This is a genomic window from Chromobacterium aquaticum (assembly GCF_021129195.1).
In the GTDB taxonomy this organism is placed as follows: domain Bacteria; phylum Pseudomonadota; class Gammaproteobacteria; order Burkholderiales; family Chromobacteriaceae; genus Chromobacterium; species Chromobacterium aquaticum.
In genome coordinates, this window is record NZ_JAJOHW010000045.1 from 62,554 (window position 1) to 87,018 (window position 24,465).

Consider the following 24,465-nt stretch of genomic DNA (forward strand, 5'->3'; position numbering starts at 1 on the left):
CGACGCGCAGCAGATCGTAACGCCAAGCCATTCAAAGGACACACTACATGAGCACGATCGATCCGAATCCGCATAAAGAACACGGCCTGGAAATCTACGGCGCGCCGCTGAACCAGGCCAAGCTCGCCGTGGTGCTGCTGCACGGCCGCCGCCAGAGCGCCCAGGACGCCTACAAGAACGGCGAGGCCATCGGCCTGGCCGACGTCGCCTACATTCTGCCCATCGCCAAGGACCGCACCTGGTATCCGCACAGCTTCATGGCGCCGCTAGAGAGCAATCAGCCCTCGCTGGACCAGGCGCTGGATTGCGTCGAGGCCACCATCGAGGAACTGCGCGGCTACGGCTTCGCCGACAGCCGGATCGTGCTGATGGGCTTCTCCCAGGGCGCTTGCCTGGCCGCCGAATTCATCTATCGCCGCCCACGCCCGATAGGCGGGCTGATCGCCTTCTCCGGCGGCCTGTTCGGCCCCGACGAGGCCGCCTGGGGCGCGCCGTCCGCGGCGCTGGACTTCCCGGCCTTCTTCGGCACCAGCGACAGCGACAGCTGGATGCCGCTAGAGCGCATCGAACGCAGCGCCGAGGCCTTCCGCCGCGCCGGCGCCGAGGTGGATTTCCGCGTTTACCCGGACATGCCCCACCACGTTTGCGCCGACGAGATCGACGCCGCGCGCGATCTGCTGTCCGCGCTGTTGCAACCGCAAACCAGCTTGAGCTGAGAGGAGACCGCGATGACCGACGCTTTCATCTGCGACGCCGTGCGCACCCCCATCGGCCGCTTCGGCGGCGCCTTGTCCGGCGTGCGCGCCGACGATCTGGCCGCGGCGCCGCTGCGCGCGCTGCTGGAGCGCAATCCGGGCCTGGACCCGGCGGCGATAGACGAGGTCATCCTGGGCTGCGCCAACCAGGCCGGCGAGGACAACCGCAACGTGGCCCGCATGAGCTTGCTGCTGGCCGGCTATCCGGAGAGCGTCCCGGGCCTGACCGTGAACCGCCTGTGCGCGTCCGGCCTGGACGCGGTGGCGCTGGCGGCGCGCGCCGTCAAGTCCGGCGAGGCCGAGCTGCTGATCGCCGGCGGCGTGGAATCCATGTCGCGCGCGCCCTTCGTGATGCCGAAATCGGACAAAGCCTTCGGCCGCGACATGCAGATCTACGACACCACCATAGGCTGGCGCTTCGTCAATCCGGCGATGGAGAAACAATACGGCGTGGACACCATGCCGGCCACGGCGGAGAACGTGGCGCGCGAATTCGGCATCAGCCGCCAGGATCAGGACGCCTTCGCGCTGCGCAGCCAGCAGCGTTATTTCGCCGCGCTGGAAACCGGCCTCTTCACCGAGGAGATCATCCCGGTGACGATCCCGCGCCGTAAGCAGGACCCGCTCATCGTCAGCCGCGACGAGCACCCGCGCCAGACCTCTCTGGAGGAACTGGCCAAGCTCAAGGCGCTGTTCGGCCCGGAATCCAGCATCACCGCCGGCAACGCCTCCGGCGTCAACGACGGCGCGGCGGCGATGATCATCGCCTCGGCCGCGGCGGCGCAACGCCACGGCCTGCGTCCGCGCGCGCGGGTGCTGGCCTCGGCCAGCTCCGGCATCGCGCCGCGCATCATGGGCGCGGGCCCGATCGAGGCCAGCCGCAAGGCGCTGCGCCAGGCCGGCCTCGGCATCGAGGACATCGACGTCATCGAACTGAACGAGGCCTTCGCCGCCCAGGCGCTGGCGGTCACCCGCGCGCTGGGCCTGCCCGACGATTGCGAACGGGTGAACCCCAAGGGCGGCGCCATCGCGCTCGGCCACCCGCTGGGCATGAGCGGCAGCCGGCTGGCGCTGACCGCCGCCGCGCAATTGCAGGCCGGCGGCAAGCGCTACGCGCTGTGCACCATGTGCGTGGGCGTGGGACAGGGCCTGGCGCTGATTCTGGAACGGGTATAGGCCGGACGAGGCGGCCTTGACGGCCGCCGTCAAACCATACGAGGGGGGAAACATGCATCAACACGCCAATATCAAAAAAGCCATCCAGTTGAGCAACAGCTTCTGGGACATCACCACCCAGGCCGGCATGGCCAATATCGTCACCCGCAACCTGGGCGACGGCCGTCACGAGGCGGTGGCCAACGGCAAGCGCTTCGTCAATATGTCGTCCTATTCCTATCTGGGCCTGGACTCGCACCCGGACATCCTGCAGGCGGCGGCGGACGCGGTATTGAACACCGGCTCGCTGAACACCTCGATTTCGCGCATCCGGGTGCAGTTCGACATCCTGCAGCAGGCGGAGGACGCGCTGGCGGAGCTGGTGGACGCGGAAACGCTGACCGTGCCGTCCTGCGCCGCCGCCGCCGCGGCCACCCTGCCCCTGCTGGCCTCCGGCGCGCTGACCGAGGACGTGCCGCCCTTGATGGTGTTCGACAAGAACGCCCACTTCTGCCTGAACATGATGAAGCCGATCTGCGCCGACGAGGCCGAGATCCAGACCATACGCCACAACGATCTGAACGCGCTGGAAGACCTGTGCAAGACCCATGCGCGCGTGGCCTATGTCGCCGACGGGGTCTACAGCACCGGCGGCATGGCGCCGGTGCCGGAGCTGCTGGCGCTGCAGGACAAATACGGCTTGTTCCTGTTCTTCGACGAAGCCCATGGCCTGTCCACGCTGGGCCGCCACGGCCGCGGCCTGGTGCTGGAAACCATGGGCGGCATCAATGAGCGCACCTTGATCGTCACCTCGCTGAACAAGGGCTTCGGCGCGTCCGGCGGCGCCATCTTCCTGGGCCCGCGCCACGACGCCCAGCGCCGCAAGCTGGCCACCCGCTTCGGCGGGCCGGTGACCTGGTCGCAGCGCATCAACACCGCCGGCCTGGGCGCCATCATCCAGTCGGCGGCCATTCACCGCTCCGAGGAGCTGCCGCGTCTGCAACAACGGCTGCAGGACAATATCCGCCTATTCGACCAGCACGTGGCCTCGGACAATAGCGGCGAGCCGCTGCCCATCCGCTTCGTCTCCATCGGCTCGGAGGAAAACACCATCTTCTACGCCAAGAGCTTGCTGGAAGACGGTTTCTACACCTCGCCCATCTTCTTCCCGGTGATCGCCAAGGGCCGTGCCGGCCTGCGCATCATGATCCGCGCCAATATGACGACGCAGGAGATAGAACGCTTCGCCGCCTGCCTCAATCAGCTGCGAGCCGCTCATGAATGAGAAAACCCTGGCCGCGCCGCAAGCGGCGCTGCCGGCCGGCCGGCTGATGGCGCTGGCCTGCCTGATCGTGTTCATGGCGCAGATGGCCACCACCGTGTATCTGCCCTCGCTGCCGGCGGTGATGCGGGAGCTGGCGATGAGCCAGAGCCTGGTGGAGATGTCGATTTCCGGCTATGTGGTGGGCGCGGCCTTGCCGGTGCTGTTCTGGGGCTCGGCGGCCGACCGCTGGGGCCGGCGCGGACCGCTGCTGATTTCGCTGGCGCTGTTCGTGGTCTGCAGCCTGCTGCTCGCCTTCGTGTCCAGTGCCGCCGAGCTGCTGACGCTGCGCGTGGCGCAAGGCATCGCCGGTGGCGGCGCGGCCATCATCGCCCGCATCATCGTGCGCGACCACTGGCGCGGCGACGACTTGGCGCGCAAATTGTCCGTGCTCTCCATCGCCTTCATCACCGCGCTGGGCGGCGGCCAGTTCATCGGCGGCCTGATCGGCAAATACAGCCACTGGGAAGCCGGCTTCGCCTTGATGGCGGCCACCGGCGTCGCGGCGGCGCTGCTGAGCATGGGCCTGCCGCTGCAAGCAGGCCGCCCGGCCGCAGCGGCCTCCGGCCCCAGTCCGTATTGGAGCATTCTGCGCCGCCCCGGCTTTCTGTGGCCGGCCTGTGCCGGCGGTCTGGGCTTCGCCACCACGGTGACCTTGCAAGAAGTCAGCCCCTTCGTGTTTCAGGAGCACTTCGGCCTGGCGGTGGCCGGCTTCGGCAATGTCGGCCTGTTGATCGGCCTGTCCTATTTCAGCGGCGCCATGGTGGTGAACCGCCTGGTGGCCCGCGTGGGCGGGCTGCGGCTGATGCGCGCCGGCGCGGCGCTGCTGGCCGCGGCCACGCTGGCCATGCTGCTGGGCTGGCACTTGGGCCTGCTGGAGCGTCTGCCCGGCCTGTGGCTGTTCATCGGCCTCTACTGCCTGACCATTTTCGGCCAGGCGGTGCTGTTCCCCAACAGCATGGCCACCGCCGTCAGCGACGCCAAGGAACACGGCGCGCACGCGATGGCGCTGTGCGGCTTCCTGCAGCAGGGCTTGGCCGGCATCGCCGCCACCGTTTCGGTGCTGCTGCATCATGACGGCGCCTGGACGCTGGCGGTGGCCGCCCTGGGCCTGTTGACCCTGTCGCAAGTGCTGTTCAAGGTGCGCGCGCGCGCCGCCTGAATCAAGGAAGCTCATTCATGTCCCGTATCGAATCCCGCGTTCCGGCCTCCGGCGAGACGTTTGAACGCAATGCCGAAGCCTACCGTCAGTTGCGCGAGCGCATCGCCGCCGCCCAAGACGCCGCGCTGCAAGGCGGCGGCCCGGAGGCGCGCGCCAAACAGGCGGCCAAGGGCAAGCTGGCCCCGCGCGAGCGCTTGTCGCTGCTGCTGGACCCCGGCACGCCCTTTCTGGAGATCGGCCAGCTGGCCGCCCACGACGTTTACGACCATGCGGTGCCCTGCGCCGGCATCGTCACCGGCATCGGCATCGTCGCCGGGCACGCGGTGGCGGTGTTCGCCAACGACGCCTCGGTCAAGGGCGGCACTTATTACCCGCTGACGCTGCGCAAGCATCTGCGCACCCAGCAGATCGCCCGCGAACAAGGCCTGCCCTGCCTCTATCTGGTGGATTCCGGCGGAGTCTACCTGCCCTTGCAGGAAGACATCTTCCCGGACGAGCAGCACTTCGGCCGCATCTTCCGCAATATCGCCGAGATGTCGGCGCTGGGCCTGCCGCAGATCTCGGCGGTGCTCGGCTCTTGCACCGCCGGCGGCGCCTACATCCCGGCGATGAGCGACGAAACCATCATCGTGCGCGGCAACGGTTCCATCTTCCTGGGCGGCCCGCAACTGGTGCGCGCCGCCACCGGAGTGATCGTGGACGCGGAAACCCTGGGCGGCGCCGATGTGCACGCCCGCGACAGTGGGGTGGCGGACCACTACGCACTCAGCGACGAGCACGCGCTGCGGCTGATGCGGGACATCGTCGCGCGCCGCGGCTGCGGCCGGCAGTACGCGCCGCCGCAAGCGCCGCAACCGCCGCGTTACGATCCGGCGGAACTGGCCGGCATCGTCAGCGCCAACCCGCGCGAGCATATTCCGGCGCGGGAAATCCTGGCCCGGCTGCTGGACGACTCCGCCTTCGCCGAATACCGCGCCCGTTTCGGCGCCACCATTCTGTGCGGCACCGGCCACATCGGCGGCTATCCGGTGGGCGTGCTGATCAACGACGGCGTGTTGTTCTCGGAAAGCGCGCAAAAAGCGGCAAACTTCATCGAACTCTGCGCTCAACGCGGTATTCCGCTACTGTTCCTACACAATATCAACGGCTTCATGGTGGGCGCGGAATACGAGGCCGGCGGCATCGCCAAGCACGGGGCCAAGATGGTCAACGCCGCCTCCTGCGCCCGCGTGCCCAAGTTCAGCATCCTGATCGGCGGCAGCTACGGCGCCGGCAATCTGGCCATGTGCGGCCGCGCCATCGGCCCGCAGTTGATGGCGATGTGGCCCAACGCCAAGACCACGGTGGTGGGCGGCGAACAGGCGGCGACGGTGCTGGCGCTGATCCGCGCCGAGCAATTGGAAAAACAGGGCAAGGCCTGGACGCCAGAAGAAGAGGAAAACTTCAAGCGGCCGATTCGCGACGCCTACGAGCGCCAGGGCCAGGCGCTGTACGTGGCGGCCCGCATGTGGGTGGACGCCATCGTCGACCCGGCCCAGACCCGAGAATGGCTGGCACTCAGCCTGGCGCTGGCCGCCGCCGCCCCGGTCCAAGACACCCGCTTCGGCGTATTCAGGATGTAAACACCATGTTCAAACGAATTTTGATCGCCAACCGCGGCGAGATAGCGCGCCGCATCGCCCGCAGCTGCCAACGGCTCGGCATCGAGCATGTCGCCGTCTACTCCACGGCCGACGCCGGCGCCGCGCACCTGGACGGCGCGGCGGAGCGGCACTGGATAGGCGAGGCCCCGGCCAGCGCCAGCTATCTGAACGGCGAGGCCATCATCGCCGCGGCGCTGGACAGCGGCTGCGAGGCCATCCATCCCGGTTACGGCTTCCTGTCGGAAAACGCCGACTTCGCCCGCGCGGTGACCGCCGCCGGCCTGGTCTTCATCGGCCCCGACGCCGACACCATCGCCCAGATGGGCGACAAGGCGCGCGCGCGCCAATTGATGGCGGCGGCGGGCGTGCCGGTGACGCCGGGCTCGGCGGAAGCCACCGAGTCCTACGGACTGATTCTGGAGAGCTGCGCCGAGATCGGCTACCCGGTCATTCTCAAGCCGGTGGCCGGCGGCGGCGGCAAGGGCATGCAAGTGGTGTGGGAAGAAGCCGCGCTACGCGAGGCGGTGGACGCCGCGGTGCGCGTCGGCCGCTCCAGCTTCGGCGACGGCCGGCTGCTGGTGGAGCGCTATATCGCGCGGCCGCGCCATCTGGAAGTGCAGGTGTTCGGCGACCGACACGGCAATGTGGCGCATCTGTTCGAACGCGAATGCTCCTTGCAGCGCCGTCATCAGAAAATCATCGAGGAGGCGCCGGCCTGCGCGATGCCGGCCGCCACCCGCGCCGCGCTGCTGGACACCGCGGTGCGCGGCGCGGCGGCCATCGGCTACCAAAACGCCGGCACTTTTGAATTCATCCTGGCGCCGGACGGCCAGTTCTATTTCCTGGAGGTGAACACCCGCTTGCAGGTGGAGCACCCGGTCACCGAGGCCGTCACCGGACTGGACCTGGTGGAGTGGCAGTTGCGCGTCGCCGCCGGCGAAGCCCTGCCGCTGCGCCAGGAGGAGATCCGCGCCGACGGCCACGCCATCGAATGCCGGGTCTACGCCGAAGACCCGCTGCGCGAGTTCGCGCCCATGCCGGGCAAGGCGCTGCTGGCGCGCTGGCCGCAAGGCTGCCGCGTGGACGCGGCTTTCGACGGCGACGGCGGCGAGGTGCCGGCTTTCTACGACCCGATGCTGGCCAAGCTGATCGCCCACGGCGGCAGCCGCGCCGCGGCCTTGGACGCGCTGCAAGCCGCCGCGCGCGACACCGCGCTGCCGGGCCTGAGCACCAATCTGGGCTTCATCGAGCGGCTGCTGCGCGAGCCGCGGGTGCGGGCCGGCCAGCTGGACACCCATCTGGTCGACCAGCTCGCCGCCGTGCCGGAAGCCGCGCCGCAGGCCGAGGCCGTCGCCTGCGCCGCCGCCATCGATCTGGTCCTGGCCTGCGTCGAATCGTCCTCGCCCTGGCAGGGCGGCGTCGGCCCGCACGACCGCGCCGCGCTGGACCCGGACGCTCCCTTGGGCCGGCTGAGCTATCGCGCCGGCGCCTCGCGCTGGCAGGCGCGCTTGCTGGAACGCTCAGGCCCCCAGGTCCACGCGGCGGTGGCGGAACGGAGCCTGCGAGTGGAACTGCGCCGCGACGGCGAGCTATGGCGCGGCGAGGTGGACGGACGGCAATGGAGCGCCCTGCCCTGCGGCGATGACATGGAATTGACCGTGGGCGGCCATCGCCTGCGCTTGCAGGCGGAGCAGCCGGAAGCCGCCGAGGCGGACGCCGACGCCGGCCAGCGGGTGGCCTCGCCGATGCCGGGCACGGTGGTGGCGCTGCCGGTGGCGGTCAATCAGCGGGTGGAGGCCAATCAGGTGCTGGCCATCGTCGAGGCGATGAAGATGGAAAACCGCATCTACGCGCCGCGCGCCGGCGTCGTCAGCGCGCTGCATTGCCAAGTGGGCGACATCGTCGCCGCCGACCAAGTGCTGGCCAGCATCGCGGCCGACGAGGCTTGATCGGCTTCTAGCCACTCCGCCATGAAAAAAGCGCGGGCCACGGCCCGCGCTTTGTGTTGGCTTGCTGGCGTTCAGGACTGAGCCAGCACGCTAAGCCAGGCCAGCTGCTGCCGCTCCGGCTGCCGGAAGTCCACCGCCATCATCACCGACAGCGCGGTGATGGTGATGATGGAGAAAAAGAACAGCTGACGCGCCCAGACACGGTCATCGATGCTGCTCTTGTAGCCGGCCAAGGCCATCTTCAGCCACCACAGGCTGGTGGCTCCGGCCACCGCCAGATAGCCGTAGCCGGCGTAGCCGCCAAAGGCCAACATCGCGGTGGCGGCGCCGAAGGCCAGGATGTAGAGCACGATCTGGCGCTTGGCGCTGGAAATGCCCTTGACCACCGGCAACACCGGAATCCCCGCCGCCTGGTAATCCTGCAGGCGGAAGATGGCGATGGCGTAGGAATGCGGCATCTGCCACAGACAGAACATCAGCAGCAGGATGGCCGCGCCGGCGTCGAAACGCCCCGTCACCGCGCAGTAGCCGGCCACCGGCGGTACCGCGCCGGACAAGCTGCCCACCAGGGTGCCGTACACCGAATGGCGCTTCATATAGAGGCTGTACACCCCCACATAGATGACGAAGCCGAACAGCACGCAGCCGAAGGCCAGCGGATTGGTCCAGCGCCACAGCGCGTAGAAGCCGGCCAGGCCGAGCAGCAGGCCATGGGCCATCGCCGCCCGCGCGCTCATCGCGCCGGTGACCAGCACCCGCTTGCGGGTGCGGGCCATCTTGGCGTCGATGTCCCGGTCTATGCAGTTGTTGATCGCGCAGCCGGACGCCACCACCAACGAGAGGCCGGCCAGGGTGGCCAGCAGCAAGCTCCAGTCAACCCGGCCCTGGGCCGCCAGCAGGAAACCGCCGACGGCCGAGATCAGGTTGCCGAAGATGATGCCCGGCTTGGTCACCTGCAGATAACGCTTGAATTTCAAGACGGTCTCTCAGCTCCGCCTCAGCGCATCATCAGCGCGTCGGCGGTGTAGATGATCCAGATCGACAGCCCGACCAGCAGCACGATGACCATGCCGGTGAACAGGAAGGACATGGTGTTGAGCTTGCCCTCCTTGCTGAAGTCCAGATGCAGGAAATACTTCAGATGCACCACGATCTGCACCACCGCCAGCGCGAAGATGCCGATCGCCGTCGCCTGCGGCGTGAAGGCGCCGCCCATCACCATCCAGAACGGAATGGCGGTGAGCACCACCGACAGCAGGAAGCCGATCAGATAGCTTTTCACGCTGCCGTGCGCGGCGTGTTGATGTGCCTGGCTCATCCCATGGCTCCTTTCAGGTAGACGACGGTGAACACGCAGATCCACACGATGTCGAGGAAGTGCCAGAACAGCGACAGGCAGTTCAGACGCGTCATCGCGCGGCCGGTCAGGCCGGTCTTGGCCACTTCCACCATCATCACCGCCATCCAGATCAGGCCGGCGGTCACGTGCAGGCCGTGCAGGCCCACCAGGCCGAAGAAGGCCGACAGGAAGGCGCTGACCTGCGGGCCATGGCCCTCGGCGATCAGGTGGTGGAACTCGTTGATTTCCAGCCCGATGAAGGCGGCGCCGAACAGGAAGGTCATGCCCAGCCAGCCCAGCACCGCGGATTTATTGCCCTTCTGACCGGCGATCATCGCGAAGCCGTAGGTGATGGAGGACAGCAGCAGCGCCGCGGTCTCCACCAGCACGTATTGCAGATCGAAGATCTCCTTGCCGGACACGCCTTCCGCCACATTGCGGAACAGCACGGCGTAAGCCGCGAACGCGCTGGCGAACAGGATGCAGTCGGTCATCAGGTAGAACCAGAAGCCCAGTACGGTTTGCGAACCGCTGTCGTGGTGCTCGTGGTCGTCGTGCGCTGCGTGCGCGTCTTTTACATAAGTCGTCATGTCGGATTCAGCCCTTACGCGGTGGTCGTCGGACGCGCGGCTTTTTGCGGCTGGGCCGGCTCACGCTCGGAGTAGTTGTCCACATCGATGCCCAGTTTTTCGAAACGCTCGCGCTCGATGGCTTCCACTTCCTCCGGCTGCACGTAGTAGTCCAGGTCGTTGTCGTAAGCGCGCGCCAGCATGCAGCCGATGATGCCCACCAGGCCGACGATGGCCAGCCACCAGATATGCCAGATCAGAGCGAAGCCCAGCACCGTGGTGAAGCCGCCGATATAGAGACCCACCGCGGTGTTGCGCGGCATGTGGATGGGTTCGTAGGACTTGGGCACCGCGTAGGCCACGCCCTTTTCCTTCATGTCGGTGAAGGCGTCGATGTCATGCACCACCGGCAGCTTGGCGAAGTTGTAGAACGGCGCCGGCGACGAGGTGGACCATTCCAGGGTATGGCCGTTCCACGGGTCGCCGCTGACGTCGGCCAACTGCTTGCGGTCGCGGATGCTGACCACGATCTGCAGCAACTGGCAGGCGATGCCGCAGGCGATCAACAGCGCGCCGAACAGCGCCAGGTACAGCCACGGCTCCCATTCCGGATTGGTGGTGTAGTTCAGGCGGCGGGTCATGCCGAGGAAGCCCAGCACGTACAGCGGCATGAAGGCGAACATGAAGCCGATCTGCCAGAACCAGAACGAGGCCTTGCCCAGTTTCGGGTTCAGCTTGAAACCGAACACTTTCGGGAACCAGAAGGTGAAGCCAGCCAGGTAGCCGAACACCGCGCCGCCGATGATGGTGTTGTGGAAGTGGGCGATCAGGAACAGGCTGTTATGCAGCACGAAGTCCGCGCCCGGCACAGCCATCAGCACGCCGGTCATGCCGCCGATGGAGAAGGTGACCATGAAGCCCAGCGTCCACAGTATGGGGGTTTCAAAGCGCAGGCGGCCGCGGTAGATGGTGAACAGCCAGTTGAACAGCTTCACCCCGGTCGGGATCGAAATGATCATGGTGGCGATGCCGAAGAAGGCATTGACGCTGGCGCCGGAGCCCATGGTGAAGAAGTGGTGCAGCCACACCATGAAGCCCAGGATGGAGATCGCGCCGCTGGCGTAGATCATGGACTTGTGGCCGAACAAGCGCTTGCCGGTGAAGGTGGACACCACTTCGGAGAAAATGCCGAAGGCGGGCAGCACCAGCACATAGACCTCGGGATGGCCCCAGGCCCAGAACAGGTTCAGATACATCATCGCGTTGCCGCCGGCTTCCGCGGTGAAGAAATGGAAGTCCAGGTAGCGGTCCAGGCTCAGCATCGCCAGCGCGCCGGTCAGGATGGGGAAGGAGGTGGCGATCAGCACATTGGCCCAGGTGCAGGTCCAGGTGAAGATGGGCATTTCCATCAGCTTCATGCCGGGGGCGCGCATCTTGATCACGGTGACCAGGAAGTTGATCGCCGTCAGCGTCGTTCCTATCCCTGATATCTGCAAGGCCCAGGTATAGTAATCCACCCCCACGTCCGGACTGAAGGCCAGCCCGGCCAGCGGCGGATAAGCCACCCAGCCGGTGCGGGCGAAGTTGCCCACGCCCAGCGACAGGTTGACCAGGATCACCGCGGCCACCAGCAGCCAGAAACTCAGCGAGTTCAGGAAGGGGAAGGCCACGTCGCGCGCGCCGATCTGCAGCGGCACCACGATGTTCATCAGGCCGGTCATGAACGGCATCGCCATGAAGATGATCATGATCACGCCGTGGGCGGTGAAGATCTGGTCGTAGTGTTCAGGCGGGAAGATGCCATGCGCGCCGCCGGTGGCCATCGCCAGTTGCGCGCGCATCATCAGCGCGTCGGCGAAGCCGCGCAGCAGCATGATCATGGCGACGATGATGTACATCACGCCTATCTTCTTGTGGTCGACCGAAGTCAGCCACTCGGTCCACAGATAACCCCATTTGCCCATCTTGGTGATCAGGGCCACCAGCATCAGCCCGATCAGGCCGGCGCCACCCAACGCGCCCATGATGATGGGCTCGTGGAAGGGGATGGCGTCCAGCGTCAGTTTGCCTAACAGCATGTCTTGATTACTCCTTCACCGTCAGCGGCTCGCACAGGCTTTTCGCCAGCGCGGCCAGTTTGACGTCGGCCTCGGTAGCGGCCAACGAGGTGCGGCCGCTCATGTATTTGTGCAGCACGCCCTGGAACAGATAGGGGGTGACGGCACTGTAATAGGCCACCGGATTCTTCTCGCTCGGCAGCACCAGGCCGCGGTAGCCGTTCACGTCCAGCGCCTTGCCGGAAGCCTTGACCTTGGCGACCCAGGCCTCGAACTCGGCCGGCGTCTTGGTGGCGACGGCATTGAACTTCATGCCGGAGAAGCCTGCGCCGCTGTAGTTGGCGGAGAAACCCTTGTACACGCCCGGCTCATGCGCCAGCAGGTGCAATTGGGTTTGCATGCCGGCCATCGCGTAGATCTGACCGCCCAGTTGCGGGATGAAGAAGGAATTCATCGCCGCGTCGGAAGTGATCTTGAAATTCACCGGCACATTGCTGGGGAAGGCCAGTTCATTGACGGTGGCGATCTGCTGCTCCGGGTAGATGAACAACCATTTCCAGTTCAGCGCCACCACCTGCACCTCGATCGGCTTCTGCTCCGAATCCAGCGGGCGGTACGGATCCAGCTTGTGGGTGGTCTGCCAGGTCAGCACGGCGAGGAAGGCGATGATGATGCAGGGAATCAGCCAGACCACCAGCTCGATCTTGGTCGAGTGCGACCATTTCGGCTCGTAGGCGGCGTCCTTGTTGCTGGCGCGGTATTTCCAGGCGAAGAACAGGGTCATCACGATCACCGGGATGACCACCAGCAGCATCAGCGCGGTTGCCGTGATGATCAGGGACTTCTGCTCCGCCGCCACCGGGCCCTTGGGATCAAGGATTCCGCCTTGACACCCGGCGAGCAGCAGCGCCGAAGCTACAGCAAGTCCCCGCCACAGGCGTGAGGGTCTTTGGTTTCTCATCATTAACGACTTTACGGGTTGAACATTCTTGTTATCGCGCCCGGGCGCGAGCGCTTGCGCGCCATTCGCCCCGGCAACAGCAATCCAGGTCCGGTGCATGACCGGACGGCAACGGCAAATCCTTGCAAGGTCGACGACCACGCAAAATTACATTGTCATAACAAAAGGCAATGCGGAAATCGCAGCGCGAGCTGATCAAAATCGAAAGTTCGGCATGATCAATCGACAGGGACGACGCGAGTCGTCCCGAGTGGATGGCGCGACAGCGGAGCGGCCACAAGGGCGGCGCCAATGCCGGCATCGCAACGCTGACAGGCCGGTGAACCCTCGGGCGGCGATGCGGGTTCCGGCGGGCGCGAAAGGCCCGAAACAGCGCATGTGTCGTGCGGGAGATCCCGGTTCAGAAAGCCAGGCGGGCCTATTAAAAAACAGTTCGCCACCAAGTTTCAAGGGCAAGTTTGATCTGGATCAGACCCTGAATCCAGACAAATGCTAAGCGAATTGTCTTGGATCAAGGACAGAAAGTTCCCCGAAGCACAGCCCCATCTTGTTCTAGAACGAACGCATGAAGTAAATACTCGAACCTATGCACAGTTTCAATCTGTTACAAAAAAACCGGAACTCGCGCTCTTGCGGTGCACAAAAACAACGCGATTCAACACAAACCACAACAAATCAATCAAGCAATTCCTATAGCTCACCGCGAAGCGCGGCGACGAAGACCTCACCATGCCGCGGGATAACCGGGAAAGAAGCGGCGAGCGCCGGAACGACTCTCAGTCGCCGCCCAGACACAGCAGCGCGTTGCGCAGGAATTGCTCGAAATCCCGACTCTCCGCCAGCCGCGCCGCGGCGCGCTGGCGCATGAAGGACACGAACAGATCGTAGATCGCCATCGCCTCCTCGTACTCGGTCTTGCTGATCGCCAGCAGGAAGATCACCCGCGCCGCGCCGCCCTCGCCCCAAGCGACGCCGTGCGGCGCGATGATGGTGCATACCGTGGTCTTGCGCGCCAGCAAGCCCAGCGAGTGCGGCAAGGCGATGCCGTCGCCCAGCATGGTGCTGAGAATGTCCTCGCGCTCGCGCACCGAGGGCAGGAAATCGGCATCGACATAGCCCTCCTCGCGCAGCTGTCCGCAAACGCGCTCGAACAAGGCCTGCTGGCTCAGCCCCGGTTCCGCCACCCAGAAATGCTGGGCGGAAAAGTAGCGCTCCAGCATATAGGGCCGGGTACGATCCACCGCCACCAGCCGCGCCAGTTGCTCCAGCTGGTAATCCGACGGAAACGGCGACAACAGCGCCACCGGCTTGCGCTTGTCCTCCAGCCGCACCGTGGACACCACGAAGTCGGCGGCCACATGCTCCAGCGCCTCGTATTCCTGACAGGACAAGGCGGCGCACACCTCAAGCTGCGGAAAACGGCGTTGCAACACCGCCTCCAGCGTACGCAGCGTGGCGTTGCCGCCGTCGCACACCAGCAGCGCCTGCGGCCGGCGCAGATAACCGATCTGGTAATGACGCTCCAGCCCCACGCCGATATGCAGCACCAGGTAGCCGATCTCGTTTTCCGAGATCCGGTACGGCGAGTGCTTGGCCCAGCTCGACACCGCCGCCAGCGTGAAGTCGTAGGCCAGCGCGTAATGCTGCTTGATGTCGGCCAGCACTGGATTGGGCAGATTGATCTGGTAGCGCACCCGGGTGATCATGGTTTTGACGTGGGTGACCAGATCGTCGCGCAATTGCCTATCCTCGCGCAGATCGTAGCGGTAATGGCGGTTGATGTAGTCAAGGATGTAGCGGACCAGCGCGTCGGCGTCGTCGGCGTTGATCGCGCTGGGCAGCAAGCCGCTCAGGCTGCGCGCGGCGATATTGACGCAGAGGAAGGCTTGCTCGGCGGCGGCGATCTCCACCCCGCTCATGCGCCGCAGCAGGCCGGCGATGTGGCGCGCGGCCTGCTCCGCCGCCGGCGGCGTTTCCTCGCCGCAGAAATCCTGCAGGGGAAAACCGTCGACGATGCGCTTGGCCGCCACCGCGCAATAAAAGCTCAGGAACTGGGCGCCGTCGTCGCTGAGGCGGACGCCAGCGCGGCTCAGACAGCCGGGCAAGCTGGCGCGCACCGTCGCCAGCGCGTCGCTCAGCACCGGATCGCCGTTTAACAGCGGATGGTCCGCCCGCTCCGCCGCCAGCTGCGCCAACAGATCGCTGAGGCAGACGCGGATGGAGGATTCCGCGCCCAGCAGCTTCATGCCGTAATGCGGCTTGGCCTCTATGCTCAAGCCATAGCCGGCCAGGCGCTCGCGCACCTCGGCCATATCGGCCTGCAAGGTGGCTCGGCTGACGCACCAGGCATCGGCCAGGTCCTGCAATTTCAAGGCGTAGGCGGAACCGAGAAACTGCGCCAGCAGGTATTGCACCCGCTCCCCGGCCTGCCGCGGAATGGCACGGCCGGAGCCGGACTGCGACCGCACGCGCTGGAAGCGTTCCGGGTCCTCGGTCTGCAGCCGGTAGCCCTCGCCGCGCTTGAGCACGAAGCGCGCGCCGTGCTCGGCCAGAATGGCGTTGAGCGCCTCGATGTCGTTGCGCACGGTGCGGGTGGATACCGCCAGCCGGCGCGCCAGTTCCTCCTGCGGCAGCGCTTCCGCCTGCAGCGCGGCAAAGGCCTGGGCCAGCCGCTGATAGGGGAATTTGACCATGAGCCTCCTTCTTAAACCCATCCGCGCCCGGCCTCCCCGGACGCGTCTACAACAAGGCTTTCACCATCGACAACAACCGCTCCACGTCGCCGGGCCGGGTTTCGCCGCTGGCGTCGATGATGGAGCTGTACACATGCGGAATCACCTTGGGCACGCCGGCGTCCAGCGCCAGGCGGACAATCTCGCTGAAATTCTCCAGCGTGATGCCGCCGGTGGGTTCCAGCCAGAAATCATGGCGCGCGCAGGCCTCCGCCACCGCCAGGTATTCCTCGCGGCAATCCAGCCCGCCCATCGGGAAGTACTTGATCGAACTGCCGCCCATGTCCTTGAGCATGGCGATGGCGGTCTCCACCGGCGCGGCGCAGACCGGCGCGCCGGCACTGAGCGGGCCGGTGGACACCTTGACCAGGCCCGGAATGCCGCTGGGCGAAACCAGGCCGTTGACCACGGTCCGCGCCTGGCCCAACTGCGCGCGGCTGGCGCCGACGCCGGTGAACACCTGGTTGACGTGCTGCGGCTGCACCTGGCCGACAATGGCGCTGACCATGTCGGACTGGCGCGGATCGCCGGCGCCCAGCCCCACCGACAAGGCGTTGTCTATCAAGGCCGCGTACTCGCGCATGTCCGCCACCGCGCTGTCCACGTCTGCGTAGTTCTTCGACAGCACGCCCACCAGCACATGGCCTTCCGCCGCCTGATGAATCTGACGGGCATTGTGCTTGCTTCCAGCCAGTACATTCAAGCACACGCGGTCTTGATAAAAATGGGGTTCCAGTTTCATGCTTGTTCTCCCGTCAGCAAGCGGCGGATGCGCGAGCCGATCTGTTCCAGCTGAGCGGCGTCCACGCTGCGCGCGTCCACCTCCAGCTTGCCCTCGTTGGCCCGGTATTCCCGGAAATAAATGGCGACCTCGCCCTGTTTCAGCGCGGCGGCCACGCCCACCGCGCTGACGCCGGTGACGCTGGCGTCGAAAGCGATCTCGGCGCGGGCGATGTCGCGGCCGGCGGCGTCCCAGACCAGGCGCGCACTGATGCCGGCGATCTGGTTCAAGCCGGCGATGAAGGGCCGCAGCCGCTCCGCCATCGCCGCCCCGCTTTCCTGCTCCTGCTTCAGATAGCGTTCTATCGCGCACGCCAGGCCCAGAATGCCCTCCTTGCCCACCTTCATCGCCCGGCCTATGCCCTGGCTTTGCAGCTTGACCCATTCCACATACTGCCGGCGGCCCAGCACCAGGCCGCTGGTTGGCCCCTCTATCGCCTTGGCTCCGCTGTAGATCACCAGATCGGCCCCTTGCTGGTAATAGAGGCGCAAGTCTTCCTCCGCCGCCGCGTCGACGATCAGCGGCACCTTCCGGCGGCGCGCCACCTCGGCGGCCTCGGCCACGCCGAGCACGCTTTTCTGCAAGGCGTGGTGGGACTTGATATACAAAATAGCCGCCGTGCCGGGGCCGACCGCCGCTTCCAATTGCGCGGTCGAGCATTCATTGCCCCAGCCGGCTTCCACCACCTGGCCGCCGCCCAGCGCCACCATGGTGCCGACCGGCGCGCCGAAATTGACGTTATGCCCCTTGGGCAGCACGATCTCGCGCGGTCCGGCCACTGGCTGCGCATGCAGGTTCACCAGCAGGCGCGGATCGTCGCGGACGATGACGGCGGCCACGGACTGGGCGATGCCGGCGGCAGCGCAGGACACCACCGTCGCGGCCTCCACTTGCAGCAGCCGAGCGATATAGTCGCCGGTCTTGTCGACCAGATCCTTCATCTCGAAATACCGTTCCAGGCCCTGCACCATCGCCGCCCTCACCTCCGGCGCCGGCGTGGACACACCGAGCAGGGTCATGCGGCCGGAAGCGTTGATCACCGGCTTAAGCTGGTACTGCTCATAAATTGAAGACATGACAAGCCTTTCCGTGTTCGGTGGGCAGCAAGACGCCGCCCGCCACCGCCGCCAGCGGCGTCAGGTGCCGCACGCCGGTCAGCGTGTCGCCGTCGCTGTCGCTCTGCGGCCGCGGCGCAGTTTCAATGTCGAAAATGGTGAGATCGGCGTCCGCGCCCACTTCCAGCCGGCCTTTGCCGCCCAGTCCCAGCGCCTCGGCCGGCTTCCGGGTCACGCAGTCCAGCACTTTCTCCAGCGGCATGCCTAGGCTCAGGAACTTGGACATCACCGCCGCCAGGCCGAATACCGGCCCGGCCACGCGGTTGCGGCAATAGATGTCCGAGCTGATGGTGTCCGGGTACACACCCAGCGTCATCGCCTCGCGCGCCACGCGGAAGCTGAAACTGGCGCTGCCATGACCGACGTCCAGCAGCACGCCGCGCTCGATCGCGGCCCGCACCGAGGCGCGCAGCGCGCCGGCGGCGTCCAGGATGCGGTTGGGCTTGCCATTGAAGCAGTGGGTAACGATGTCGCCCGGCTCCAGCCATTCGGCGATCTCGTCCAGCGACGGCGGGGTGTTGCCGATGTGCACCATCAAGGGCAGCGGCCCGAAGCGCCGCTGTATCTCCTTGGCCCGCGCCAGCGGCGCAACGCCGTTGGCGCCGACCACGCTGCCGCTGAGCCGCGCCTTGATGCCGATGATGAAATCGCGATGCGCGCGGATGGCCGCGCCGGCCAGCGCCACGTCGACGTCGTCCAGATTGGCCAATTCATGCTGAGTGACGAGGCCGATGCGCGAAATGTTCAGCAAGGCGCGCACATCGGTGCGGCAGCCGCCGGCCAGTTCTCGGAAGGAGGCAATGTCGTCGGCGCCGACACTGCCGGCGTCCACCACCGTGGTGACACCGCCGGCCACGCCCACCTGGTCCGGCTCGTCGTAATAAATCGGCGAGGCCGGGTTGCAATGCACATGGCCGTCTATCCAACCGGCGCTGAGCCGCCAGCGCCCGTCCAGCCGCAGCGTGCGCCGGGCCGGGCCATCCAGCCGCCCCAGCCCGGCGATCTTGCCGTGACGGGTAGCGATGTCCAGCACCGAGCCGTCGGCCAGCAGGGCATTCTTGATCAGCAAGTCATCCATCGCCGCCCCCTCATGCAATCGCCACCGGAAACAGCGTGCCCAGCAGCATCGCACCCAGGATGGCACCGCCGGTGATGGGCTTGCCCCATAGATAGAAGACCAGCGCGCCCAGCAGCGAACCGACGCCGATGGGAATCGACGCCGCCATCGCCGACAGGATGATCAGCGGACCGAGGAAACGGCCGGAGGAATTGCCCGCGCCCATCATCACGTCGGCGCCGTAAGTGGAATTGCCCTGGTTGATGGTGAATTTGCGCGCGAAAACGATCACCGCGCCGATCTGCAAGCCGATCACCATGCCGGTGGCCAGCGCCGCTCCGAAGTTCTCCACCGGGAACAAGATGCCGGCACCGAGGAACATCGCCGGAATGCCAAGGCCGACGCCGGTCATGATGGCCCCGCCTATGTCCAGAATGCCCACCAGCGAACCCTCAATCACCCGGGCGAACAAAAAGCTGGCGCCAAAAGCCGCCACCGCTCCATAGACGCCGGTATCCATGCCGGCGCGCAGCATCGACACGAAGGCCACCTCGTTGAAGGCGCCGATGCCGTAGACGTAATACATATGCGTGCCGGCGAACACGCCGGCGGACAACAGCCCCACCAGCAAGGGAAAAGACCAGTCCGCCAGCCAGAAGCCGCCGGCTTGTGCTTGTTCAGTCATCATTCTCTCCTTCAGCCTCAAGCGCCGCGCACGGCGGCGTGCAGCAGTTCCAGCCAGGACGGGGCGTTCAAGTGGAAGCTGCTCAGCAGCTTCAGATCAAAGCCGCGGAAGAAGGCGCTGAGCGCGAACAGCGCCACGATGGCCGCCATCATCAGCTTGGTCACCTTGTTCCAGCCGCCCTCGTCCACGCCCTTGCCGATCAGAATGCCCAGCACCAGGCCCGGCACCGCATTGCCCATGATCAGTTGGGCCAGGCCGCCGAACACCGTGCCCCACAGACCGGAACGCCGGCCGGCCTCAATCGCCGCCAGCCAGAAAATCACCGGCATCACGGTGTTGACCAAGAGATTGGCCGCGGGCACCAAGACCTTGACCGCGGTGATTTGCAGCGAAGCCGGCACCGCCGAAGCGGTGGTGTTCAGGAAGGCCACCAGCAGCATGCCTATCACCCCGCACACCAGCGCCATCTTGCGCGGGTTGTGCAGGGTCTCCGCCACATTGCGGTTGCGCGCCAGCAACGCAGCGGCGCCCCAATGCGGAATCACGCGATGGTCGATGTCCTGGGTGAAAGCGCCGGCGGCCACCGACGAGGCCCAGGCGTTGAAGAAGAAGCCCAGGCCGAAGGAAAAATGCGAGGCTGGATCGCCCTCGCAGGAATTGAGCTCGCCCAGGGTGCGGAACGCGCCCATGCCCTGGGAAGTCGGCGCGTGGAACATGCGGGCCGCGCCGGCGCCCACCGCGACGCCGACCAGGCCGCCTATCAACAGCGACTTGAGAAGAATGATCAGAAGCATGGCTTCCTCCTCGGTATGAAACGACAGCCGATGCGCTAAACCTGGCGCACCGAGAACGGCACGGCCTCGATATCCAGCGCGGTCACGCTGACCTCCACCTCCAGCGTGACGGCGTAGCTGAGCCTGTCCCGCGGCAGGAAAAAGAATAGAAAGCGCTCGCGGCGGCGGACTTCCTCCGCCGCGACCACGGTCACGCGCATGGGCTCGATGCGCAGCAGTACCTGCTTAGCGGTCGCCATCACCGCGCGCTGCACGCCGGACAAGGCGTCGGCGCAAGCCTGCGCCTTGCTGTCGCCGCGGCCGCTGACCGTCACGCTGGATTCGAAACGCCTTTGCATCGCTCAGCCGCCGTATTTCTTCTGATAGGCCGCCACCAGCCGCTGCCCCAGCTCTTCCTTGTCCATGAAGCCGAAACCGAGCACGGTGTAGCCCTCCTCGATCGCGGTCACGCCCTCTTCCACCGAGCGCATGCCGTACTTGGCCTTGTAGCCGTACTTGGTCTGCGCGGTGATGGCGCCAGCGCCGCCGCTGCCGCAGAAGGAAATGCCCAGCTGCGCGCCCTCCGCCTGCATCACGTCGCCCAGCTTCATGTCCGCGGCCATGCCGGCGATCACCACCGCGCGCGCGCCGGCGGCCTCCGCGCCCGCGCCCACTTTCTGTCCCTTGCCCAGGCGGTCGCCAATCACTACGGTTATCTGCGTCATCGCGTTCTCCTCTTTCTCTCTCTCTACACAGCAGGCTTCAGGCCTTGCTCTTGGCCATTTCGAAATGAATGGACAGCAAGAGCGCCTCTTCTTCCGGCAGATTGCCGAACAGGGCCACCACCGCGGCGGACAAGCGCCGCGTGGTGTCGGAAATCTCGTCGAACAGGCTCTTGTCGAAATCCGGCAGCCCCTCGCCGGTCAGCGAGCGGCGCGCCATCGCCAGCACGTGCGAATCCAGCTTCTGTTGCTGAACCTCGGTCAGAAACTTGCCGGCCGCGTCCAGCAAGGCGGGAATCCGGGCCAGCACCTGGTCCGCCAGCAGGCGGATCGCGGCCGGGGTCGCGGCGGCCGGGCTAACTTGATCGTTCATGAAGATTTCCTTTGCAAAACGGTTGGCGATGTCCGGAAACTGTAATCAAGGAACACGCAACTGTGGACCGGCGGATTTTCCGCTTCGAAACGGAAAACGCCTGCGCGCGGCGCGCCGGCCAGACCTTCCTGACCCTGCTTGCAGTTGAAGCGCGCGGCGGCTCGGGCGATACTTCGCGGATTGACTCTGAAACTGGATGGATGCCAAGGCATGACTCACCGCATCGTGTTTGTAGAAGACGACGCCGACCTGGCCGAATTGATCAGCGATTTTTTGTCCCGCCATGAAATGGAAGTGGTGGTGGAGGCGCGCGGCGATGCCGCGCTGGACACCATCGCCCGCGAAGCGCCGGACCTGGTGCTGCTGGACATCATGCTGCCCGGCAAGGACGGTCTGTCCATCTGCCGCGAGCTCCGTCCCAAATTCGACGGCCCCATCATCATGCTGACCTCGCTGGACAGCGATATGAACCAGATCCTGGGCCTGGAACTGGGCGCCAACGACTACATCCTGAAAACCACGCCGCCATCAGTGCTGGTGGCGCGACTGCGCGCCCAGTTGCGCAATCTGCGCCCGACCACCGCTACCGAGGCGCCAGCCGCCAAATCCGGCACCCGCAAAGCGGTGTTCGGCCAACTGACGATAGACCCGATCAGCCGCGACGTGACGCTGGCCAATGAGAAGATTCCGCTGTCCACCTCGGACTTCGATCTGCTGTGGCTGCTGGCCAGCCACGCCGGCGAAACCCTGAACCGCGACATCCTGCTCAAGGAAATGCGCGGCGTCAGCTATGATGGGCTGGACCGCAGCATAGACGTGGCGATTTCGCGACTGCGCAAGAAACTGGGCGACAACCCCAGCGAACCGTTCCGCATCAAGACCGTGCGCAACCGCGGTTATCTGTTCTCCCTGTCCGGCTGGGAGTAAGCGCGCATGCGCCGATTGTTCATCCAGTTCTACCTGCTGTTGATGACCTGTTTCCTGGTGGCGGTGGTCTTGGTGGGCGCGGTCTACAAACAGGCGGTGGACGACGTGGGCGAACGCTATCTGTCCGACCTGCTGCGCACCACGCTATCGCTGATCGAGGCCGATCTGCGCGGCGTGCCGGAAGACCGCTGGAGCGAAACGCTGGCCAACTCCGACCACGGCTTCACCTTCCGCGTCAAAGTGGAGAAGATGAGCAGCTATCTGCTGGACGACGAATCCAAGCAGGCGCTGGACCGCGGCGAGATCGTGATGCTGGAAGACAAATACGTGTTCCTGCAAAAACTGGAGGACAGCAACTATCTCTTGGTGGCCGGCCCGCTGCGCTATCTGTTCTTCCTGCACCAGCTCAAGTGGTTCGACTACGCGCTGCTGGGCTTCATCGGCCTGTCGCTGGCGATACCGGTATTCCTGTGGATGCGTCCGCACTGGCGCGACCTGGTGGCGCTGGAACAAACCGCCGGCAAACTGGCCAACGGCAATCTGTCCGCCCGCGTCGACCTGCCGCCGCGCTCCGGCGTCAGCCAGTTGGGCGTCGCCTTCAACCACATGGCCGACAATATCGCCGCGCTGATCAATAGCAAGAAAACGCTGACCAATGCCGTGGCCCATGAGCTGCGCACGCCGCTGGCGCGGCTGCGCTACCGGATGGCGCTGCTGGAGGGCGACGACAGCAGCCCGGAACGGCTGGCGATAGAACGCGATCTGTCCGCCATCGACAAACTGGTGGAAGAACTGCTGCTGCACGCGCGGCTGGACCGCCCGGAGGCGCCGTTGCAACTGAGCAGCTTCGACGCCATTCCCTGGGCCAAGGACCGCATCGCCGGACAAGCGGCGCTGGCGCAGGATCTGCAATGGCTGGAACCGGCCGGCGCCAGCCTGGCCATCACCGCCGACGAACATCTGCTGACCCGGGTGCTGGACAACTTCCTGTCCAATGCCCGCCGCCACGCCAAGCAGCTGGTGCAAACCAGCATCATCGTCGAGCAGCGCCACTGCATCATCATGGTGGACGACGACGGCCCCGGCATTCCCGAGCAGGACCGCGGCCGGGTGTTCGACGCCTTTGTGCGGCTGGACGAAAGCCGCGGCCGCAAGACCGGCGGCCATGGACTGGGCCTGGCCATCGTCGCCGGCATCGCCCGCGCCCACCGCGGCGAAGTCAAAGTGGAAAGCTCGCCGCTGGGCGGCGCTCGCTTCCTGTTCCGCTGGCCGATCTGAAACCCGTCATCACCGCTCATGTACATTCCGTAACATTGGGATACACAGAGAGCATAGACTCAGCCCCTTGTCATGGTTAGCATTTCGGCCTGAAAAGGACTATGTGTCCACTTTCATACCAATCCAAGAAACTTAGGAGTTTCATAAATGAAAAAGCTGGCTCTGCTTGCTCTGACCGCTGCTTTCAGCCTGGTGTCCGTTAACGGCTTCGCCGCTGAAAAAGCTGCTGCTTCCGCCCCGGTTGCTATCCACAAGGCTAAAAAAGCCGAGAAAAAAGTAGCTAAGAAAGAAGCTTCCGCTCAAAAAGCTCAAGCCGCCAAGGCCGACGCTTCCGCTCCGAAAGCTAAAAAAGCCAAGAAGCACGTAGCCAAGAAAGAAGCTTCCGCTGCTCAGAAAGCTCAAGCCGCCAAGGCCGACGCTTCCGCTCCGAAAGCTAAAAAAGCCAAGAAGCACGTAGCCAAGAAAGAAGCTTCCGCCGCTCAGAAAGCTCAAGCCGCTAAAGCCGACGCTTCCGCTCCGAAAGCTAAAAAAGCCAAGAAGCACGCTGCCAAGAAAGAAGCTTCCGCTGCTCAAAAAGCCCAAGCCGCTAAAGCCGACGCTTCCGCTCCGGCCAAAAAAGCCGCTAAAAAGCACAAAAAGCACGTAGCTAAGAAAGAAGCTTCCGCTGCTCAGAAAGCTCAAGCCGCTAAAGCCGATGCTTCCGCTCCGGCCAAAAAAGCCGCTAAAAAGCACAAAAAGCACGCTGCTAAGAAAGAAGCTTCCGCTGCTCAGAAAGCCCAGGCCGCTAAAGCCGACGCTTCCGCTCCGGCCAAAAAAGCCGCTAAAAAGCACAAAAAGCACGTAGCTAAGAAAGAAGCTTCCGCTGCTCAGAAAGCTCAAGCCGCTAAGAAAGAAGCTTCCGCTCCGGCCAAGAAAGCCGAGAAGAAAGATTCCAAAAAAGCTGCTCAGAAAGCCCAAGCCGCTAAAAAAGAAGCTTCCGCTCCGGCCAAGAAAGCCGACAAGAAAGCTTCCAAGAAAGCTGCTTCCGCTGCCAAGTAATCAGGCGGCGAGCATTGCCGGCACCGCTGGCAATCGCACATAATTCGGGGCGCTTCGGCGCCCCGTTTTCATT

General features: G+C 65.3%; 23 protein-coding genes. 9 read left to right on the top strand and 14 right to left on the bottom strand.

Going from position 1 to position 24,465, the window contains the following annotated elements:
* Positions 1-47: 47 nt before the first annotated feature.
* Genes LQT98_RS07890 through LQT98_RS07915 form a run of 6 tightly spaced genes read left to right on the top strand, consistent with a single transcriptional unit; the run spans position 48 to position 7,985 of the window.
* Positions 48-716 (top strand): alpha/beta hydrolase, encoded by a 669-nt coding sequence (locus LQT98_RS07890; protein ID WP_231461794.1) that lies wholly within the window; start codon positions 48-50, stop codon positions 714-716.
* Between the two features lie 12 nt (positions 717-728).
* A complete protein-coding gene (gene pcaF, locus LQT98_RS07895; protein ID WP_231461795.1) occupies positions 729-1,931 on the top strand; it encodes a 3-oxoadipyl-CoA thiolase in 1,203 nt (400 codons plus the stop codon).
* A 52-nt stretch (positions 1,932-1,983) separates the two neighbouring features.
* On the top strand, positions 1,984-3,195 hold the full coding sequence (locus LQT98_RS07900) for an 8-amino-7-oxononanoate synthase family protein (protein WP_231461796.1): 1,212 nt from the start codon (positions 1,984-1,986) through the stop codon (positions 3,193-3,195).
* Entirely contained in the window at positions 3,188-4,393 is a 1,206-nt protein-coding gene (locus tag LQT98_RS07905) for an MFS transporter (RefSeq protein WP_231461798.1), read from the top strand. The genes LQT98_RS07900 and LQT98_RS07905 overlap by 8 nt, the downstream gene beginning before the upstream one ends.
* A gap of 17 nt (positions 4,394-4,410) precedes the next feature.
* Entirely contained in the window at positions 4,411-6,015 is a 1,605-nt protein-coding gene (locus LQT98_RS07910; protein ID WP_231461800.1) for a carboxyl transferase domain-containing protein, read from the top strand.
* 5 nt (positions 6,016-6,020) lie between these two features.
* A complete protein-coding gene (locus LQT98_RS07915) occupies positions 6,021-7,985 on the top strand; it encodes an acetyl/propionyl/methylcrotonyl-CoA carboxylase subunit alpha (protein WP_231461801.1) in 1,965 nt (654 codons plus the stop codon).
* Between the two features lie 71 nt (positions 7,986-8,056).
* Here LQT98_RS07915 and cyoE read toward each other — a convergent pair whose 3' ends face one another.
* From cyoE to LQT98_RS07985, 14 genes are all read right to left on the bottom strand, one after another.
* Complete coding sequence (gene cyoE / locus LQT98_RS07920) at positions 8,057-8,962, bottom strand: heme o synthase (RefSeq protein WP_231461803.1); 906 nt, start codon at positions 8,960-8,962, stop codon at positions 8,057-8,059.
* 20 nt (positions 8,963-8,982) lie between these two features.
* Complete coding sequence (gene cyoD / locus LQT98_RS07925) at positions 8,983-9,303, bottom strand: cytochrome o ubiquinol oxidase subunit IV (RefSeq protein WP_048415419.1); 321 nt, start codon at positions 9,301-9,303, stop codon at positions 8,983-8,985.
* Positions 9,300-9,914, bottom strand: coding sequence for a cytochrome o ubiquinol oxidase subunit III (gene cyoC / locus LQT98_RS07930; RefSeq protein ID WP_231461805.1), 615 nt, complete (start codon positions 9,912-9,914; stop codon positions 9,300-9,302). Before cyoC ends, cyoD begins: the two co-directional genes overlap by 4 nt.
* Before the next feature lie 14 nt (positions 9,915-9,928).
* A complete protein-coding gene (cyoB, locus tag LQT98_RS07935; RefSeq protein WP_048408835.1) occupies positions 9,929-11,971 on the bottom strand; it encodes a cytochrome o ubiquinol oxidase subunit I in 2,043 nt (680 codons plus the stop codon).
* Between the two features lie 7 nt (positions 11,972-11,978).
* The gene (gene cyoA / locus LQT98_RS07940; protein WP_331282532.1) at positions 11,979-12,914 is read right to left on the bottom strand and encodes a ubiquinol oxidase subunit II; all 936 of its coding nucleotides are present in this window, start codon (positions 12,912-12,914) and stop codon (positions 11,979-11,981) included.
* 773 nt (positions 12,915-13,687) lie between these two features.
* Complete coding sequence (locus LQT98_RS07945) at positions 13,688-15,604, bottom strand: BglG family transcription antiterminator (protein ID WP_231461808.1); 1,917 nt, start codon at positions 15,602-15,604, stop codon at positions 13,688-13,690.
* A 46-nt stretch (positions 15,605-15,650) separates the two neighbouring features.
* Complete coding sequence (gene dagF, locus LQT98_RS07950; protein ID WP_231461810.1) at positions 15,651-16,385, bottom strand: 2-dehydro-3-deoxy-phosphogluconate aldolase; 735 nt, start codon at positions 16,383-16,385, stop codon at positions 15,651-15,653.
* On the bottom strand, positions 16,382-17,500 hold the full coding sequence (locus LQT98_RS07955; RefSeq protein WP_231461812.1) for a DgaE family pyridoxal phosphate-dependent ammonia lyase: 1,119 nt from the start codon (positions 17,498-17,500) through the stop codon (positions 16,382-16,384). The genes dagF and LQT98_RS07955 overlap by 4 nt, the downstream gene beginning before the upstream one ends.
* Entirely contained in the window at positions 17,484-18,617 is a 1,134-nt protein-coding gene (locus LQT98_RS07960) for an amidohydrolase/deacetylase family metallohydrolase (RefSeq protein WP_231461814.1), read from the bottom strand. Before LQT98_RS07960 ends, LQT98_RS07955 begins: the two co-directional genes overlap by 17 nt.
* 10 nt (positions 18,618-18,627) lie before the next feature.
* Entirely contained in the window at positions 18,628-19,281 is a 654-nt protein-coding gene (locus LQT98_RS07965) for a DUF4310 family protein (protein WP_231461816.1), read from the bottom strand.
* Between the two features lie 17 nt (positions 19,282-19,298).
* Positions 19,299-20,075 (bottom strand): DUF4311 domain-containing protein, encoded by a 777-nt coding sequence (locus tag LQT98_RS07970; protein ID WP_231461818.1) that lies wholly within the window; start codon positions 20,073-20,075, stop codon positions 19,299-19,301.
* Positions 20,076-20,110: 35 nt separating this feature from the next.
* Positions 20,111-20,413, bottom strand: coding sequence for a DUF4312 family protein (locus LQT98_RS07975; protein ID WP_231461820.1), 303 nt, complete (start codon positions 20,411-20,413; stop codon positions 20,111-20,113).
* 3 nt (positions 20,414-20,416) lie between these two features.
* On the bottom strand, positions 20,417-20,779 hold the full coding sequence (locus tag LQT98_RS07980; protein WP_107800435.1) for an SFCGS family glycine-rich protein: 363 nt from the start codon (positions 20,777-20,779) through the stop codon (positions 20,417-20,419).
* Positions 20,780-20,816: 37 nt separating this feature from the next.
* The gene (locus LQT98_RS07985; protein ID WP_231461821.1) at positions 20,817-21,149 is read right to left on the bottom strand and encodes a hypothetical protein; all 333 of its coding nucleotides are present in this window, start codon (positions 21,147-21,149) and stop codon (positions 20,817-20,819) included.
* Between the two features lie 210 nt (positions 21,150-21,359).
* On the opposite strand from LQT98_RS07985, the gene rstA reads away from it, so the two are divergent.
* From rstA to LQT98_RS08000, 3 genes are all read left to right on the top strand, one after another.
* Positions 21,360-22,076, top strand: a complete 717-nt coding sequence (gene rstA, locus LQT98_RS07990) for a two-component system response regulator RstA (RefSeq protein WP_231461822.1) — start codon at positions 21,360-21,362, stop codon at positions 22,074-22,076.
* A 6-nt stretch (positions 22,077-22,082) separates the two neighbouring features.
* Positions 22,083-23,354 carry a two-component system sensor histidine kinase RstB gene (gene rstB / locus LQT98_RS07995; RefSeq protein ID WP_231461823.1) on the top strand — a complete coding sequence of 424 codons (1,272 nt, stop codon included), beginning with the start codon at positions 22,083-22,085 and terminating at the stop codon, positions 23,352-23,354.
* A gap of 147 nt (positions 23,355-23,501) precedes the next feature.
* Positions 23,502-24,392 carry a hypothetical protein gene (locus LQT98_RS08000; RefSeq protein ID WP_231461824.1) on the top strand — a complete coding sequence of 297 codons (891 nt, stop codon included), beginning with the start codon at positions 23,502-23,504 and terminating at the stop codon, positions 24,390-24,392.
* Positions 24,393-24,465 lie beyond the last annotated feature (73 nt).